Here is a 16,965-nt window from a genome sequence, read left to right as displayed (position 1 = left end):
AGCTTTTCCCCCGAGAACGGTTCATGGACTTAAAACAACTCGAATGTTTCGTACGGGTCGCCGAATTCGGAAGCTTTACCAAAGCGGCCGCGGTATTGAACATCTCCCAATCGGTGGTCAGCCGCCAGGTTCGACAACTGGAAGTCGAATTACAGGAGCATCTGCTGCTGCGCCATGGCCGTGGCGTGTTGCTGACGGCTTCAGGCCAGCGGCTGTTCGATCACGGAAAAGGCATCTTGCGGCAGGTGCAAGTGGCTCGCGAAGAGTTGCGCGAGCAACGCGATACCTTGTCCGGCAAAGTGGTAATCGGGCTTCCACCGAGCATTTCCCGACGCCACACCGTGGCCCTGGTGTCGGCCTTTCGTGAGCGTTTTCCTGGTTGCTCGTTAGGTATCAAGGAGGGTTTGAGTCATTCGATGCGGGAGTGGCTATTGCTGGGTCGTCTGGATTTTGCCCTCCTGTTCAACCCCGCCCACAGTGCGCAGCTGCACTACGAACACATCCACTCCGAGCCATTGATGTTGATCGGCGCCTCCAGTTCGGAGCTGCCAGACACGGTCGCCATGAAGGATCTGGGGCGCTATCCACTGATCATTCCCAGCGAACCTCATTCGCTACGTCGGCTGGTCGAAACCCAGGCATCCCGCCATGACATCACACTGGACGTGTGCCTGGAAATCGACAGCATTCCCTCGCTCCTGGAGCTGATCAAGCTGGGCATGGGCTACGGTGTGTTGTTCCGTTCTGCCCTCGCCGGGAGCAACAGTCTGCCGGATGGATTGAGAGCGGCGCAGATTGTCGAACCCTCCATTCCTACCCATCTGTTTATTGCGACATCGGAGCAGCGACCGCTGACGCGTCTGGCTGAGAAGACGTTGGCGATGGTCCGTGAGATATGCATACCTTGATGTCACGCATGCAAAAACAGCATAGCTGCTAGTACTGGGTCTTTGTTGTTCGAGACGCTTGCAAAGCCGAACATCAGGTATCGCTTTCAAACGCAGATCAATGAAGGACACCTGATGAAAAGTTGCCTGGCTCCGGATTCCAATCCCACCCAACCTGCGCATGCCCTGCCAGCGGGTGCCTGGGACGCACACTGCCACGTATTCGGCCCTGCCGCTCAATTCCCTTACGCCGCCGACCGCAGCTACACTCCGCCCGACGCTCCTTTTGAAACCTTGCTAGCGTTGCACGATCACCTGGGGTTCAGCCGTGGCGTTATCGTCCAGGCCAGCTGCCACGGCACTGATAACCGCGCCATGCTCGATGCCATTGCCCGTAGCGACGGACGTTATCGCGGCGTGGCAATCGTCGACGGCAGCGAAACCGACACCCAACTCGCCGAGATGGATGCCGGCGGCGTGCGCGGTGTTCGTTTCAATTTTGTCGCGCACCTGGGCGGCGCACCCGATCTGGATGTTTTTGATCGCACCGTCGATCGGCTTGCGCCGTTGGGCTGGCATGTGGTGCTGCATCTCGACGCTCAGGACATCCTGACCTATGTCGATCGCCTGGCCCGGATCCCCGTGCCGTTCATCATCGATCACATGGGACGGGTCAAGGCTGAAGAAGGCATTGAACAATCGTCCTTCCTGGCCCTGCTCGATCTGATGGAAAATCCCCTGGCCTGGGTCAAGGTGTGTGGCGCCGAGCGAGTGTCCAGTGGTCGTCGACCGTTCGATGATGCTATCCCCTTCGCCGAACGGCTGATCCAGGTAGCACCGGATCGCGTGCTGTGGGGCACCGATTGGCCCCATCCCAATATCAGCAAAGACATGCCCAACGACGGCGGCCTAGTGGATCTGATGTTCCGCTTCTGCACCGACCCGTCATTGCGCCAGAAACTATTGATCGATAACCCGCTGAAACTGTACGGACGCTGACAGCAGGACCTTTTGCCACACCTCCAACAATAAGATGGCAGTGAGTAAACCTTATGAATCCTATCCCTGTGCCCGCTCAGGTCGAGACACCGACCAGCGCTAACGTAAAGACCAAGCAACCGTTTTACCGTGCGATGTATTTCCAGGTCCTGCTGGGGATCGTCCTCGGTGTGCTTGTCGGTCACTTCTGGCCTGACTTCGCTGCTGACCTCAAACCGTTGGGCGATGCGTTCATCAAACTGATCAAGATGATTATCGGACCCGTCGTTTTCTGTACGGTGGTCACCGGCATCGCTGGCATGCGAGATTTGAAAAAGGTCGGTCGTGTAGGCGGCAAAGCACTCCTGTACTTCGAAATCATTTCGACCGTCTCGCTACTGATCGGGTTGATCGGCGGCCACCTGTTCAACCCGGGTGGCGGCTTCAACGTTGACGTGAATACGCTCGATGCCAAAGCAGTGACCGGGTTCGCGGAAAAAGCCCAGCACCTGCACATGGTCGACTTCCTCATGGGCATAATTCCCACCACCTTCACCCAGGCGTTCACCGAGGGCAACGTACTTTGTATATTGCTGGTATCGGTGCTGTTCGGGTGTGCGCTGTCGGCTATGGGAGAGAAAGGCAAGCCGGTGTACGACATCATCGAAGGCTTGTCAGGTGTGTTTTTCCGCATCGTTCACATCATCGCCAAACTGTCTGCGATTGGCGCTTTCGGTGCCATCGCGTTTACCGTCGGCACTTACGGCGTCGAATCGTTGCTGCCGCTGCTGAAATTGATTGGCAGTTTCTACTTACTCTGCATATTTTTCGTGGTCGTTGTTCTCGGTGGTGTTGCACGACTTTGCGGCTTCAGCATTCTACGCTTCCTCGCCTACATCAAAGAGGAATTGCTGGTAGTGCTGGGGACCAGTTCGTCAGAAGTGGTGTTGCCGCAAATTATGGACAAGATGGAACGCCTGGGCTGCTCCAAACCTGTGGTGGGTTTGGTTATTCCGACCGGTTATTCCTTCAACCTCGATGGCACAAACATCTACCTGACGATGGCGGTGTTGTTCATTGCCCAGGCTTTGAACATCGACTTGACCCTGTCCCAGCAACTGACATTAGTGATCGTGGCGATGCTGACCTCCAAAGGGGCCAGCGGGGTGTCCGGCGCAGCCTTCGTTATGTTGACCAGCACCTTGATGGTCGTACCAATCGTCCCCGTGGCCGGCATGGTGTTGATCCTTGGCATCCACCGCTTCATGGGCACAGGGCTGGCCATGACCAACCTGGTAGGCAACGGCGTGGCAACGCTGGTGGTCTCCGCTTGGGAAAAAGAGCTGGACCGCAAAAAACTGGCTCAAGAGCTGGGCTGCAAGGCTTAACACCCTCCCCCTAACAACTTTCAATCGAGTTCTGTTCGGTCCAGTACCGAACAGCGACTCGTCGCGTCAGGAAAATAATAAAAATGAACCGTACTCTGTCTATCGCAATGTTTGTACCGGGTATCTGCTGGAGTATTTCCTCGATGGCCGCAGGCTTTATTGAGGACAGTAAGGCAAGCATTGAAGCTCGTAACTTCTACTACAACGGCGACTTCCGAGATGGCGTTGGTGTATCCAAACGAGATGAATGGGCTCAAGGCTTTTTGCTCAACTATGAGTCAGGGTTCACCCAAGGCACGATTGGGTTGGGCGTCGACGCACTCGGATACGCCGGCTATCAATTAGACTCCAGCCCCGACCGTACTGGCAGCGGTCTATTGCCCCGTCGCGCCTCCGGTGAAGCAGCTGACGAGTATTCCAAGGGAGGACTGGCGGCAAAAGCCAGAATCTCGAAAACCACCCTAAACTACGGCATTGCACTGCCGAAGGTGCCGGTGCTGCAATTCAATGGCAGTCGACTTTTTCCCCAGACATTCCAGGGCACGCAGGTCAGCTCCAGCGAAATCGAACATCTGACGGTGAACTTCGCTCAATTTGATAAAACTGTCACACCGGACTCTACCGATAAACGGGACATCGGCATCGCGGCCAAGGAAGGACGTTATCGGGCCACCGGCGTCGGTGACCACTTCCGTTATGGTGGTGGCAGCTATCAAATCACTCCGACACTGACCGGTAGCTATTACTACGGAGCACTGGATGATGTGTATCGCCAGCAGTTCCTCGGCCTGATTCACACCACACGCGTCGGTAAAGGCAAACTGACCACCGATCTACGCGCCTTCTCCAGTCGCGATATCGGCGCCGCAAAAGCAGGCGAGGTCGATAACCGGGCCTATTCCGCGGCTGTGGGCTACAACTTCGATAGCGGCCACAGCGTACTGGCCACTTATCAAGTCATGAAGGGTGCAACCGGCTTCCCCTACATCAACAACCCCTACCTGCCCAATTATGTGCAATACCATGACTTTGGCAGTGCTGGCGAACGCAGCTGGCAATTACGCTACGGTTACAACTTCGCGCCGATGGGCATTCCTGGCCTGACCTTTTTCACTGCCTACATACGCGGAACGGGGCTGGACAAACCGGGCGCCGAAAAGGAATGGGAACGCGACATCGATGTGACCTACGCTTTTCAGGACTTCCTGAAAGGCGTCTCTGTCCGCTGGCGCAACGCAACCTACCGCAGCGATGATGGCCGCGACATTGATGAAAACCGGTTGATCGCCAGTTACTCGTTTTCTTTGTTTTAAATAACGCTCAAAAAAAGCCCGACGCAAGCGTCGGGCAAAAGTGCACCAAGCAGAGAGCAATTCCTTTGATCAGCTCGGCTAATAGCCGCTATCCCTCACCGAATCTGGTACTTCGATGGCAAGCCGACCCACACAGCTTAACGGCTAAATTCAGAGGATCATTTTGCAAGCCAGGCGTTGAAGCGTTCGTTCAGCTCGTCAGCATGATCACCCCACCACTCCGAATTCACCTGCAATGCCGTCGCAAAGTTGGCCGGGTCAGTTGGCATACTCGACTTCATATCGGCGTGAACCAGTGGCTGGGACGACTTGCGTGTAGGCCCATAAGCTATGTACTGACTCTGGTCAGCCATAATCTGAGTCGATGTTGCGAAACGCAGGAAATCCATGGCCTTGGCTTTATTGGGCGCACCCACCGGCACGGCCCACACATCGATGTCATACATCTGGCCGTCCCAGATGATTTTGAATGGCTGTTTTTCTTTCGCCTGTGCGGCCCAGATCCGACCATTCCAGGCGGAAGTCATCGTGACCTGACCATCTGCCAGCAACTGCGGCGGTTGCGCGCCAGCTTCCCACCAGATCACCTGGCTCTTGATCGAGTCGAGCTTTTTGAAAGCACGCTGAAGCCCCTCATCGGTCTCCAGTGTTTCGTACACCTGATCACGAGGAACACCATCCGCTAACAGAGCCCACTCAAGGTTGGCCTGGGGCGCTTTGCGCAAGCCACGCTTGCCGGGATATTTTTTGAGGTCGAAGAAATCAGCCAGTGTTGTGGGGGCCTGTCCTTTGAAGGCATTGGTGTTGTAGGCAACCGCCGTGCTCCAGATGTAGGCACCGACTCCGCAATCGTTCAGCGACCCTGGCAGGAAGTCCGTCGCCGTAGAGCCATCGGGCGCGGCGGCAAGATCTTTCGCCGGGTTGATGCGCTCCAACAGGCCGGCATTACAGGCCCGCACAGCATCCGGCATTTCCATATCGATCACATCCCAGGCCACTTTTTTCGAGTCAACCTGAGCTTTGAGCTGGGCAATACCTCCCGAGTAATCTTCGGTACGAATCTTGACGCCTGTTTTATCGGCATAGGGTTTGATCGAGGACTGTTGCTGAGCCGCCGCGACGCTCCCGCCATATGTGACAACCGTGAGGTTTTCTTGCGCCATCACGGTGAAGGAGGTCAAGCCAGAGACGAGGACTAACGCTAATTTTTTCATGATGCTCCCGATAGATTTCTAGTAAGGAAGGCAGTGTGATCATTGAGTTCGTTATTGTTTTGTTCCACGCATCGCACTAGTCACGCTTCGGTCGCTCAATCGCGTAGCGACTCTTTCTCCTCTACATGCTGGTGTAGTTGGGTCCCCCGCCTCCCTCGGGTGCACGCCAAACGATGTTCTGACTCGGGTCCTTGATGTCACAGGTTTTGCAGTGCAGACAGTTCTGCGCATTGATCTGAAATCGGCTCGCTGACGCATCCTCCACAACCTCGTACACACCGGCGGGACAGTACCGTTGAGCCGGCTCGGCATAGGTGGGCAGGTTGAGCGCGATGGGTATCGAGGAGTCCCTGAGCGTCAGGTGGCAGGGCTGATCTTCTTCATGGTTCGTGTTCGATAAATAGACCGAGGAGGTCTTATCGAAGCTCAGGACGTTGTCGGGTTTTGGGTAGTGAATGACCGAAGCACTATCAGCAGGATCCATGGTCGAGTAGTCGGGGCGTTTGTCGTGGAAAGTCCAAGGCAATTTCCCTTTCAACAGGTTCAGATCGACCCAGGCGTAGGCGGCCCCGATCAGACTGCCGAACCGGTGCATGGCGGGACCGAAATTACGCTGCTGGTAAAGCTCGTCATAAATGGACGACGCCCTGAATTTTCCCGCATACGCTGCCAGATCCTGACCGGCCGACTCATTGACGGCAAACGCCTCAAAGATGGTTTCAGCCGCCAGCATTCCGGACTTCATGGCCGTGTGGGAGCCTTTGATCTTGGCAAAATTCAAGGTGCCGGCATCACACCCAATCAGCAGGCCCCCTGGGAAGTGCATCTTCGGCAAAGACTGAAGCCCGCCTTTCGCAATGGCACGGGCGCCGTAGCTGATGCGCGAGCCACCGCGCAGATACTGCTCGTAAAGCGGGTGATGCTTGAGTTGTTGAAGCTCATCAAACGGCGACAGGTAAGGATTGCGATAGTTGAGATCCACGACCTGTCCGATCACCACCGTACCGTCCTCCAGGTGATACATGAAGGCGCCGCCCTGCGTGCCACTCTGGGTCAATGGCCATCCAGTGCTATGAATCACAAGCCCGGGAACATGCTGCTCAGCGGGGATTTCCCAGACTTCCTTGATGCCCAACCCGTAGTGTTGCGGATCAGAGTCTGCATCGAGCTGATACTTGCTGATGAGCTGTTTGCCCAAGTGCCCGCGACAGCCTTCAGCGAAGACGGTTTGCTTGCCGATCAGCTCGATACCCGGCGTAAAGCCGCCTTTCTGCTCTCCGGCTCGACCGACGCCCATGTCGGCGGTCAAGACACCTCGGACCCTGCCCTCCTCGTCGTACAGCACGTCGGACGCAGGAAAGCCTGGAAACACATCGACACCGAGAGCCTCAGCTTGCTGACCCAGCCAACGACATACATTGCCTAGGCTGACGATGAAGTTGCCTTCGTTGTGCATCGTGCTGGGGGCGAAGCCCCCGGGAACCCGGATTGAAAGGCGTGAAGACGACAGGTAGAAAATTTCGTCCGACTGCACCGGGGTGTTTAGTGGCGCCCCCATGTTTCGCCAGTCGGGAAACAATTCATTCAGTGCGGTAGGTTCGAACACAGCACCGGACATGATGTGCGCACCGACCTCTGCGCCTTTTTCGACCAGACATACTGACAACTCCCGCCCTTCTACCATTGCCAATTGACGCAGGCGAATGGCAGTAGATAGCCCGGCAGGCCCTCCTCCTACTACTACGACATCGAATTCCATAGCCTCGCGTTGCATCAAAACCTCCACAGGCATCGAACATAGCCTCTGGAGCGAATCGTACGAGTGGTTTTATGCCTACAACAAACGATGTATCAGGTGCTTATTAATAAGCTGTACTGATTCGTCAGTTGCCACGTGGAAGGCTCCACAATTCGTCAGCCGCTCATCGCGAGGGATTCGAGAAAGGTCTCCAATACCAAATGGGGACGGCGACCTTTTCGGGTGACAGATGCCAGCGTCAGGTCGTAAAAACAGGAATAGGGCTTCAACGCTCTGAGCCTTCCTTCTGCAACCCAGCTCCGCGCGTAGTGATCAGGCAGGTACCCAATGTATTGGCCCGTAAGAATCAGGAATGCCATTCCCTCTCTGTCCGATGCGCTGGCAGTGCAGTTCAGCGCTTGATAATGCTCCTGGATGGTTGCCGGCAAGCGGAATGTCGGGGCTATGGCGTCCTGCTCCTGGATACGCTGCTCATTTAAATCCAGATCCTTGACGAAAAACAAAGGATGGCCAACACCGCAATAGAGCTGAGAACGCTCGCTATACAGCGGCTGATATTCAAGGCCTGAAAGCGCACCGACCTGAGGGATTACGCCTACGTGCAGACGACCGTCCAGCACGCCTTGCTCCACCTCACCTGGTGTACTCATTCGAATCTGGATCTGAACGTCAGGTCCTTTTTTCTTTAGAGAAGCCAATGCATCCGTGACGCGCATGTGAGGCATCGTTACCAGGTTATCCGTCAAGCCTATGATCAACTCGCCCCGGAGATGACTGTGCATCCCGTTGACCTCGCTTCGAAATCCCTCCATCGCCGACAACAAGCGTAAACACGCCTCATACACCTGCTGCCCATCCTCCGTCAGGGAGAACCCTGCACGTCCTCTCTGACATAACCGTAAACCTAATCGCTGCTCAAGCTCTGTCATCTGCTGACTGATTGCTGACCTGCCAACACCGAGAACGCTCTCTGCAACGGAGAATCCACCGCACTCCACGACACTGCGAAATATCTTGAGCATCCGAATATCAAAATCAGTGACTTGAGCAACTGGATTAGGACGGCGCGCTTTCATAGTTTAGGTAACCTGAAACCAAGGGTATCGAAAGGTGTGTTTTATCGAATCTAAGCGCGTGTCAGTTTCTAGGCAAGCCTTGAATTCCACTTCAGGACGCTCAACAAGGCCAACTCTCCGATTGACCACGATGAGTATCTCTCCACGAGGACCACTGCTCATGAACACACAACAGGCTCACGAACTTCCCTTGGCCAGCCAGCTGAAACTGGATTCACACTGGATGCCGTTCTCCTCGAATCGCAACTTTCAGCGTGACCCACGGTTCATCGTCTCTGCGCAAGGCAGCTGGCTGACAGACTCCGAAGGCAGAAAGGTCTACGACAGTCTGTCAGGCCTGTGGACCTGCGGCGCAGGCCATTCGCGCAAGGAAATCCAGGAAGCCGTCGCCCGCCAGTTGGGCACGCTTGATTACTCGCCAGCGTTTCAATACGGCCATCCGTTGTCGTTCATCCTTTCGGAGCGAGTCGCTGACCTCATGCCCGGCGACCTGAACCATGTGTTCTATACCAACTCGGGCTCCGAGTGCGCGGACACTGCGGTCAAAATGGCCCGGGCGTACTGGCGCCTCAAGGGTCAGTCGACCAAGACCAAAATGATCGGCCGAGCACGCGGCTATCACGGCGTGAACATCGCGGGCACGAGCCTGGGTGGCATCGGTGGCAACCGCAAGATGTTCGGTCAATTGATGGATGTCGACCACCTGCCCCATACATTGCAGCCGGGATTGGCCTTCACCAAAGGCATGGCGGAAACCGGTGGTGTGGAACTGGCAAATGAGTTGCTCAAACTCATTGAACTGCATGACGCGACGAACATCGCAGCCGTTATTGTCGAGCCGATGTCGGGCTCCGCAGGTGCCATCGTGCCTCCCAAAGGCTACTTACAGCGCCTTCGTGAGATCTGCACTCAACACAACATCCTGTTGATCTTTGACGAAGTGATCACCGGGTTCGGGCGCATGGGCACCTGGAGCGGCGCGGAGTACTTCGGCGTGAAGCCGGACATCATGAACGTGGCCAAGCAAATCACCAATGGCGCCATTCCAATGGGCGCCGTGATCGCTTCCAGCGAGATCTACCAAACCTTCATGAATCAGACGAGTCCGGAATACGCGGTCGAATTTGGCCACGGCTACACCTACTCGGCGCACCCGGTTGCCTGCGCTGCGGCCCTCGCAACACTGGATCTGTTGGAGAAGGAAAACCTCATCCAGCAATCAGCTGACCTGGCGCAGCATTTCGAACGCACACTGCACGGCGTCAAGGGCGCAAAACACATCGTTGACATCAGGAACTGCGGCCTCGCAGGTGCTATTCAAATTGCACCCCGCGAAGGTGATGCAATTGTTCGCCCATTCGAGGCCGGCATGGCGCTTTGGAAAGCGGGGTTCTACGTGCGCTTCGGTGGAGACACCCTTCAGTTCGGGCCGACCTTCAACGCTAAACCTGAAGATCTTGACCGGATGTTTGACGCCGTCGGGGAAGCCTTGAACCACATCGATTAACGCAACAACGTGCAGGCAAACCACCCCATGCTGGCGGGTCAACTCCGCCAGCATCACTTCTATTTTCAATCTTGCAGGTCTTCATCCATGAGCATCATTCAACACCTGATCAACGGCGAGCATATCGCCACCGCCGGCCGCACCGCGGACGTGTTCAACCCTTCCACTGGCGAGGTCATCCATCAGGTTTCACTCGCGGATCGCGCCACCGTTCAACACGCCATTGACTCCGCGACAGCCGCCTTTCCCGCATGGCGCAAGACGCCGGCCGCCAAGCGCGCTCAGGTCATGTTTCGCTTCAAGCAATTGTTGGAACAGAACGAAGCCAAAATCGCCCGGATGATCAGCGAAGAGCACGGCAAAACCATTGAAGATGCCACCGGAGAACTCAAACGCGGGATTGAGAACGTTGAGTTTGCGTGCGCGGCCCCGGAAATCCTGAAGGGTGAATTCAGCCGCAACGCGGGGCCGAACATCGATGCCTGGAGCGACTTCCAACCTGTTGGCGTGGTGGCCGGTATTACGCCGTTCAACTTTCCGGCGATGGTTCCACTTTGGATGTATCCGTTGGCCATCGTGTGCGGCAATTGCTTTATCCTCAAACCATCGGAGCGCGACCCAAGCTCTACCCTGTACATCGCAGAACTGCTGATTGAAGCCGGTTTGCCTAAAGGGGTGATGAGCGTAATTCACGGCGACAAAGAAGCTGTCGATGCGTTGATCGAGGCGCCGGAAGTGAAAGCATTGAGCTTCGTAGGGTCGACGCCTATCGCTGAATACATCTACGCTGAAGGCACCAAACGCGGCAAGCGTATCCAGGCCTTGGGCGGCGCTAAGAACCATGCGGTGCTGATGCCGGACGCAGACCTGAACAATGCCGTTAGCGCCCTGATGGGGGCGGCTTACGGCTCCTGCGGCGAACGCTGCATGGCGATTTCCGTCGCCGTTTGTGTGGGCGACCAAATCGCCGATGCGCTGATCGATAAGCTAGTGCCGCAGATCCAGGCGCTGAAAATTGGCGCCGGTACATCTTGCGGTCTCGACATGGGACCACTGATCACGGGCGCCCACCGGGACAAAGTGAAGGGCTACGTGGACGAAGGTGTTGAATCCGGGGCCGAGTTGGTCGTCGATGGGCGTGGGCTTCAAGTGCCCAACAACGAAAATGGCTTCTTCCTGGGTGGATGCCTGTTCGACCGCGTGACGCCTGATATGCGCATCTACAAGGAAGAGATTTTCGGCCCAGTGCTGTGCATCGTGCGCGTAGCGAGCCTTGAACAGGCCATGCAACTCATCAACGATCACGAGTACGGCAACGGTACTTGCATCTTCACTCGCGACGGTGAAGCTGCGCGCTTGTTCTGTGACGAGATCGAGGTGGGCATGGTGGGTGTGAACGTTCCGCTACCGGTTCCGGTGGCGTACCACAGCTTTGGCGGCTGGAAGCGCTCACTATTCGGCGATCTTCATGCATACGGCCCAGATGGTGTGCGCTTCTACACCCGTCGCAAGGCGATCACTCAGCGCTGGCCACAGCGTGCCAGCCATGAGGCTGCGCAGTTCGCGTTTCCAAGCAATAGCTAAAATATAAAGGAGCCTGTCTCGGACAGGCTCCTGCTTTCAAAAATCATCCCTCTAACCAATATGGCAACAAGTCAAATGTCGATAAGGACGCAGGATTCTCCATCGGCTTGAAGTCCCACCTATCAAACATAGAAAGCAGTCTATCTAAATTAAATGCACTTTGGATCGAGTGAAATACCTTATTAAGGCATACCCCTTCATCTGTGCAAACCCTGAACTCCCAACGAGCCAAATCCGGGCTTTGTTCATTTACAACAGAAACCAACAATCCACTATCATGCAGCAACCCCTTGGAATGCCTACTAGGATTAAAGCTTTCAGACATCCCATACTCTAAAATCACATATGGATTAACCAAACACTCTCCTGTTTGAAAATCGATATGATAAAACAACGGCAAATAAATTCCCCTCTCAAAACCTGAAATAGATAACACAGCCATAATCCAATTTGTAAAAGCTTTATATATTTCTATACTCAAAGACTCACAAATAAAACCTAAACCGTCTAAATTTTTAGGTAGACAATGTTGCACAACAAATCTCAGCACCGCTTGCCTGGCTATCGAGTCTATCTCAGCATCGAATACACCATCCTCGACGTGAGAGACAGTTGGTGGAAACTCTGAATAGCCATGCTCGCCCAAAGAACAGCCTTCTATATGTTGGCGGCAATACATCCGAACATCCTGCTTATAAATACGACGTTCTGACTCATACCATAACGCATAAGGATCAGGTGTAGAGTACTTATGCTTTACAAAGCCACCATCAAAACAGTTAAAATCAATAGACACCCTGTTAGAGCACCCAATCCACTCACAACAATTTGATGAGCGCTTGAATATCCCCATCAATTCATTAGCTGTAAATTTAGAGTCAAAACCACCTCCATGCCGACCTAACAACTTGATTCTCCATGGGTCAGCCTTTCGATAACCTCCACTGCTCCACTGCTTAATTTCCTCCTGAGCGTTTTGTTCGAGTGTATTGAAAATATCAGACTGAACACTAAGTGAGGCCGGCCCCAGGTTACTTAACAACATCCTACGAGATGCACCAAGCTTTTTCACTGAATAGCCACTGCCAGACCTAGCAAGTATATTTTTCTCGCCCGCACTATAAGGCAACGCTGATATAACATCTTCATAAGTCCAAATATCAATCCCTACGGACTGAGCATAACTGTCTAATGTTTTCTGATACTCAGCCCCTGATGGCAACGCGCCAGAAATAATTAGAAAATACTTAATCTCTGGACAACATCCAGGTATACCCTCGGGCAAAAAACTACGAAGTCTATCCAAAAACTCCGTTTTTCTAGCCGGCGTATATAGGTACCGCTGCCAGCTATTGACTTGGTAAAAAGCCCCAGTAAAATCGCCATGAAATTTATGACTCTTATTTTTCATGAAGATTCTTTTTACGGAGTTCTCAAGTTCCACTAAGGTTATTTGAACTTTCCCCGACGCAACGGAAACGAAGACAAAGTCTGTAATCAAGTTATGACTGACTGGATACTTTGAGATTACAGACTCACAAAACAATCCACCTGACATCAAGCGAGGGGTTGGTATCAGCTCAGAATTAAGCTCCATAAATTCTTGAATACTATTTTCATTCCCTCTTGCCTTCTTAGACCCTGCCATCTCCAAGGAATCGGAATATAGCAACTCTCGAAATTTCAGAATCAACTCTTCGCTACCAGTTGAGCGCATAACTTCTGACTCATAAAAATTAATAAAAAAAACACAGCTTTTTCTTTTAACGAAGTTCTGACTCCAGCCAAGTACAAAACGCCTGAGCAGCACCAGACAATGGCTTATTGTGTGGTTTCAAAAGATAAAATCCAGCAAGGCATTCAATAGTCTGATCAAGGGGAGACACGAGCTGTCCACGAAGCCTGGATTTCTCTACAAGCTCCTCATTGAGCAGACACACCCCCGCATTCTCAATCGCCATACTTGCCGCAATTGCGTAACTGTCGACGTAAAAGCGCTGATAGTTTTCTGCCTCTCCTTGCGGGTAAGTAGCCAACCAGTCGCTCCAGCCATTGGGTGTGCCCAACACATCGATCAAGGGCAGGCTCAGCAATCCCCCGGCACTTCGAAGTTTGGCAGCAACGTCCAGTGAGCAGTACGGTTTCAGCTCAGTCGAGAGCAGTTGCTGGATGTCGTACTGCTGCCAGTTACCCGCACCGTAACGAATCTCCAGCTCTGCGCTGGAAGGTGGAGCATCCGCCTCCCAGTTAACGCCGTACATGCGAAGAGAAATTTGCGGATACAGCTCAGCAAACCGTTCCATACGGGGGGCGAGCCACAACTGCGCAAAGGAGTTGTTGACGCTCAACTCAAGGACGCCTTGGGCGACCGAGCTGAAGATATTGTTCATCCCTTGGTGCATATGCCAAAGGCCTTCCCGGACCACTGCCAAATACGCTCGCCCCGATACGGTCAGCTGGATCGAACGTGTTTGCCTCAAGAACAGCGCCTTGCCAAGTTTGTGTTCGAGCAATTTTATCTGCTGGCTGACCGCCGACTGGCTCATGTTCAGTTCAATCGCCGCAGCCGAAAAGCTCAAATGTCGCCCTACTGATTCAAACGTCCGAAGCCAGTTGAGCTGAAGATTGGTCAACGACATCGCGGCACCCCGGCATAAGCCCTACTTATAAATGACACTGGTATACATCGTTTGTAGTGCCATCTCAAGCGCCTTAGCATCGAATCCAGACGCCCGGAGCCCCGGCGAATCACGTACCCAATAGACCCGTCAAAGGATCCCCCCGAGATGAAATCGGAAGCCAAAGTTTTAGTGATTGGTGGTGGTATTACTGGTGTGAGCACGCTTTACCATCTGGCCAAATCCGGCTGGACGGATGTCATGTTGGTGGAGAAGCTTGAACTTACGTCTGGATCAACCTGGCACGCCGCGGGCAACCTTCCTTCGTTCAGCACCAGTCTGAACATCATGAAGCTTCAGAAAAACAGCATCGAGCTGTATCAACAACTCGCGGAGCAGACTGGTCAATCGGTCGGTCACCACCAAACAGGTTCGATCCGGCTCGCGCATACCAAGGAACGTCTGGATGAGTTCAAACGGGTCGCAGGACTCGCTACGCTTGCCGGTTTGACTGGCGTCGAAGTTGTCGACAATGAGCGCCTGAAGGAACTGCATCCCTTCCTGGACACCACCGGATTGCTGGGTGGGCTTTGGGACCCGTATGACGGTCATATTGATCCGACCAGCGTAACCAATGCCATGGCTCAATTGGCACGTGGTTACGGCGCTACCATTGTTCGGCACAATCCGGTTAGCGCGATTACTCAACTCGCCGACAAAAAATGGGAAGTGACTACCGAACAAGGTGTCATTCACGCAGACATTATCGTGAACGCCGCAGGTTTCAGAGCCAATGAAGTGGCCGCGATGATCGGCCATCAATTCCCCATCTGCTCCTTGGAACATCAGTACCTGGTCACCGACAATATTCCAGCCTTGGTGGACAGACCCCACCACCTTCCCCTTCTTCGCGATCCCGATATTTCCTACTACCTTCGCCAAGAGGGCAAGGGGCTGATCCTCGGCCCGTACGAGCGAGAGCCGGTGGCCTGGGCAGTCGATGGGGTTCCAACGACATTCGGTCAGGAACTGCTGCAACCGGAACTGAACCGTCTCGAAGAAATCATCGGTGCAGCGATGGAGCAGGTAGGCATCATCGGTGACGGCGGGATCAAGACCGTGGTCAATGGCCCTATCGTGTACACCCCGGATGGCCTTCCCCTGCTCGGACCCGTGCATGGCTACGACAACTACTTCGCTTGCGCAGGGTTCAGTTTCGGGATCACTCAGGGTGGCGGCGCTGGCCGTTACCTTGCTCAGTGGATCATCGACGGCCACCCTGAGGTTGAACTTTGGGAGCTGGATTCCCGTCGTTTTGGTAGCTACGCCAATCTTTCCTACACCGTGACCAAGTCGCTTGAACTGTACGCCAACGAGTACCAGTTGAGCTGCCCGAACGAGTACGCGATGCGTCCTGCGTGTCGCGAAATAAAGACGACTCCAGTTTTCGAGATACTCAAACACAAGAATGCCGTGTTCGGCGCCTATTACGGTTGGGAGCGAGCCAGCTGGTTCGCAAAATCTGCCGATGCCCCCGTCGAGAACTTTAGCTACAGCCGGGGTAATTGGGATGCAGCAGTCCGGTCGGAATGCGAAGCCGTGCAGAATCGCGTGGGTATCCTCGACCTGAGTGCCTTCACAAAATTCGAGATTTCTGGAAAGGATGCTCGTTCATTTCTGGATCGGATCAGCCCCAACCAGGTTCCTGCCAAATGCGGGGATGTGGCTCTCGCCCATGTGCTCACCCCATCAGGAAGCGTGGCATGGGAATTCTCCATGACGCTCCTGGAAAGCGGCGCGTTTTACCTGATGTGCCCGGCGGCCTGTGAATTGCTGATTGAGGATTGGCTGCGGCAACGGGCAACGAAGTACGCGGACATCTTCATCGCGAACATCACCAGGGATTGGGGCACGCTGATCCTGGCAGGCCCGAGAGCACGAGAGGTACTGGCAAAACTCACCGACGCCGATCTGAGCAATGAGGCGTTCCCATGGTTTACCGGCCAGGAGATCCAGGTCATCGGCGCTCCCGTTCGAGCATTGCGGATGAACTTTGTCGGCGAACTGGGATGGGAACTCCACCATCCACTCCAACACCAGCAAGCGCTTTACGAAGCACTCGTTTGGGCGGGTGAAGCGCATGGAATCGCCGACTTCGGGCTACGAGCCATGGACTCGATGCGCATCGAAAAGGGCTATCAAATCTGGGGCCGCGAGCTGACAACAGAGTATTCGGCGCTGGCTGCCAACATGGGCTACTTCATCAAGACCGATAAAGGTGATTTTGAAGGGCGTGCGGCAGTGCTGGCAGAAAAAGAGAAGCCGAGTACCCACCGTCTCGTGCTGATGGAAGTGCAAGTGGGGCCTGCTGATGCATTGGGTAGCGAGCCAATTTTTCATCAAGGAAAACTGGTAGGGCTTACCACATCAGGAGCCTATGGTTATCGCGTTAATAAGAGTTTGGCCATGGGCTTTATCAAGCGCGAACTGGCGTCTCTGGATACTGAACTCACCATCACAGTTCTGGGTGAAGAATGCTCCGCGAAAGTTATTCGGGGGTGCCTTTACGATCCTAAAGGCGAACGCCTTAAATCTTGATTATGCAGCTGCCTCCATGAACGAGAGGCAGCTTTCTGACCGC

At 54.3% G+C, this 16,965-nt stretch carries 12 protein-coding genes; 7 read left to right on the top strand and 5 right to left on the bottom strand.

What is annotated here, in order from left to right; translation table 11 throughout:
- Positions 1 to 23: 23 nt before the first annotated feature.
- The 4 genes from AC1D19_RS12505 to AC1D19_RS12490 all read left to right on the top strand — a co-directional run bounded on the left by AC1D19_RS12505 (position 24) and on the right by AC1D19_RS12490 (position 4,566).
- Entirely contained in the window at positions 24 to 908 is an 885-nt protein-coding gene (locus AC1D19_RS12505) for a LysR family transcriptional regulator (RefSeq protein WP_414872911.1), read from the top strand.
- A 114-nt stretch (positions 909 to 1,022) separates the two neighbouring features.
- The gene (locus AC1D19_RS12500) at positions 1,023 to 1,886 is read left to right on the top strand and encodes an amidohydrolase family protein (RefSeq protein ID WP_477763383.1); all 864 of its coding nucleotides are present in this window, start codon (positions 1,023 to 1,025) and stop codon (positions 1,884 to 1,886) included.
- 53 nt (positions 1,887 to 1,939) lie between these two features.
- Positions 1,940 to 3,253: a dicarboxylate/amino acid:cation symporter gene (locus tag AC1D19_RS12495; protein WP_477763382.1), complete on the top strand. Its 1,314-nt coding sequence runs from the start codon at positions 1,940 to 1,942 to the stop codon at positions 3,251 to 3,253.
- An 83-nt stretch (positions 3,254 to 3,336) separates the two neighbouring features.
- Positions 3,337 to 4,566: an OprD family porin gene (locus AC1D19_RS12490; RefSeq protein WP_477763381.1), complete on the top strand. Its 1,230-nt coding sequence runs from the start codon at positions 3,337 to 3,339 to the stop codon at positions 4,564 to 4,566.
- A 158-nt stretch (positions 4,567 to 4,724) separates the two neighbouring features.
- On the opposite strand, the gene AC1D19_RS12485 is transcribed toward AC1D19_RS12490, so the two are convergent.
- The 3 genes from AC1D19_RS12485 to AC1D19_RS12475 all read right to left on the bottom strand — a co-directional run bounded on the left by AC1D19_RS12485 (position 4,725) and on the right by AC1D19_RS12475 (position 8,615).
- The gene (locus AC1D19_RS12485; RefSeq protein WP_477763380.1) at positions 4,725 to 5,780 is read right to left on the bottom strand and encodes an ABC transporter substrate-binding protein; all 1,056 of its coding nucleotides are present in this window, start codon (positions 5,778 to 5,780) and stop codon (positions 4,725 to 4,727) included.
- Between the two features lie 121 nt (positions 5,781 to 5,901).
- Positions 5,902 to 7,554 (bottom strand): electron transfer flavoprotein-ubiquinone oxidoreductase, encoded by a 1,653-nt coding sequence (locus AC1D19_RS12480; protein WP_477763379.1) that lies wholly within the window; start codon positions 7,552 to 7,554, stop codon positions 5,902 to 5,904.
- 140 nt (positions 7,555 to 7,694) lie between these two features.
- On the bottom strand, positions 7,695 to 8,615 hold the full coding sequence (locus tag AC1D19_RS12475; protein ID WP_477763378.1) for a LysR family transcriptional regulator: 921 nt from the start codon (positions 8,613 to 8,615) through the stop codon (positions 7,695 to 7,697).
- A gap of 160 nt (positions 8,616 to 8,775) precedes the next feature.
- Here AC1D19_RS12475 and aptA point away from each other — a divergent pair, with 160 nt between their 5' ends.
- Complete coding sequence (gene aptA, locus AC1D19_RS12470) at positions 8,776 to 10,122, top strand: omega-aminotransferase AptA (RefSeq protein ID WP_477763377.1); 1,347 nt, start codon at positions 8,776 to 8,778, stop codon at positions 10,120 to 10,122.
- An 87-nt stretch (positions 10,123 to 10,209) separates the two neighbouring features.
- A complete protein-coding gene (locus AC1D19_RS12465) occupies positions 10,210 to 11,706 on the top strand; it encodes a CoA-acylating methylmalonate-semialdehyde dehydrogenase (RefSeq protein WP_477763376.1) in 1,497 nt (498 codons plus the stop codon).
- A 43-nt stretch (positions 11,707 to 11,749) separates the two neighbouring features.
- Here AC1D19_RS12465 and AC1D19_RS12460 read toward each other — a convergent pair whose 3' ends face one another.
- A complete protein-coding gene (locus AC1D19_RS12460; protein ID WP_477763375.1) occupies positions 11,750 to 13,423 on the bottom strand; it encodes a Shedu anti-phage system protein SduA domain-containing protein in 1,674 nt (557 codons plus the stop codon).
- Positions 13,424 to 13,469: 46 nt separating this feature from the next.
- Entirely contained in the window at positions 13,470 to 14,345 is an 876-nt protein-coding gene (locus AC1D19_RS12455; protein WP_477763374.1) for a LysR family transcriptional regulator, read from the bottom strand.
- A 147-nt stretch (positions 14,346 to 14,492) separates the two neighbouring features.
- On the opposite strand from AC1D19_RS12455, the gene AC1D19_RS12450 reads away from it, so the two are divergent.
- On the top strand, positions 14,493 to 16,922 hold the full coding sequence (locus AC1D19_RS12450; RefSeq protein ID WP_477763373.1) for an FAD-dependent oxidoreductase: 2,430 nt from the start codon (positions 14,493 to 14,495) through the stop codon (positions 16,920 to 16,922).
- Positions 16,923 to 16,965: the final 43 nt, after the last annotated feature.

The organism is Pseudomonas sp. P1_C12, assembly GCF_056406435.1.
The sequence above is the reverse complement of the archived record's forward strand: the minus strand, read 5'-3'. Positions and strand labels throughout refer to the sequence as shown.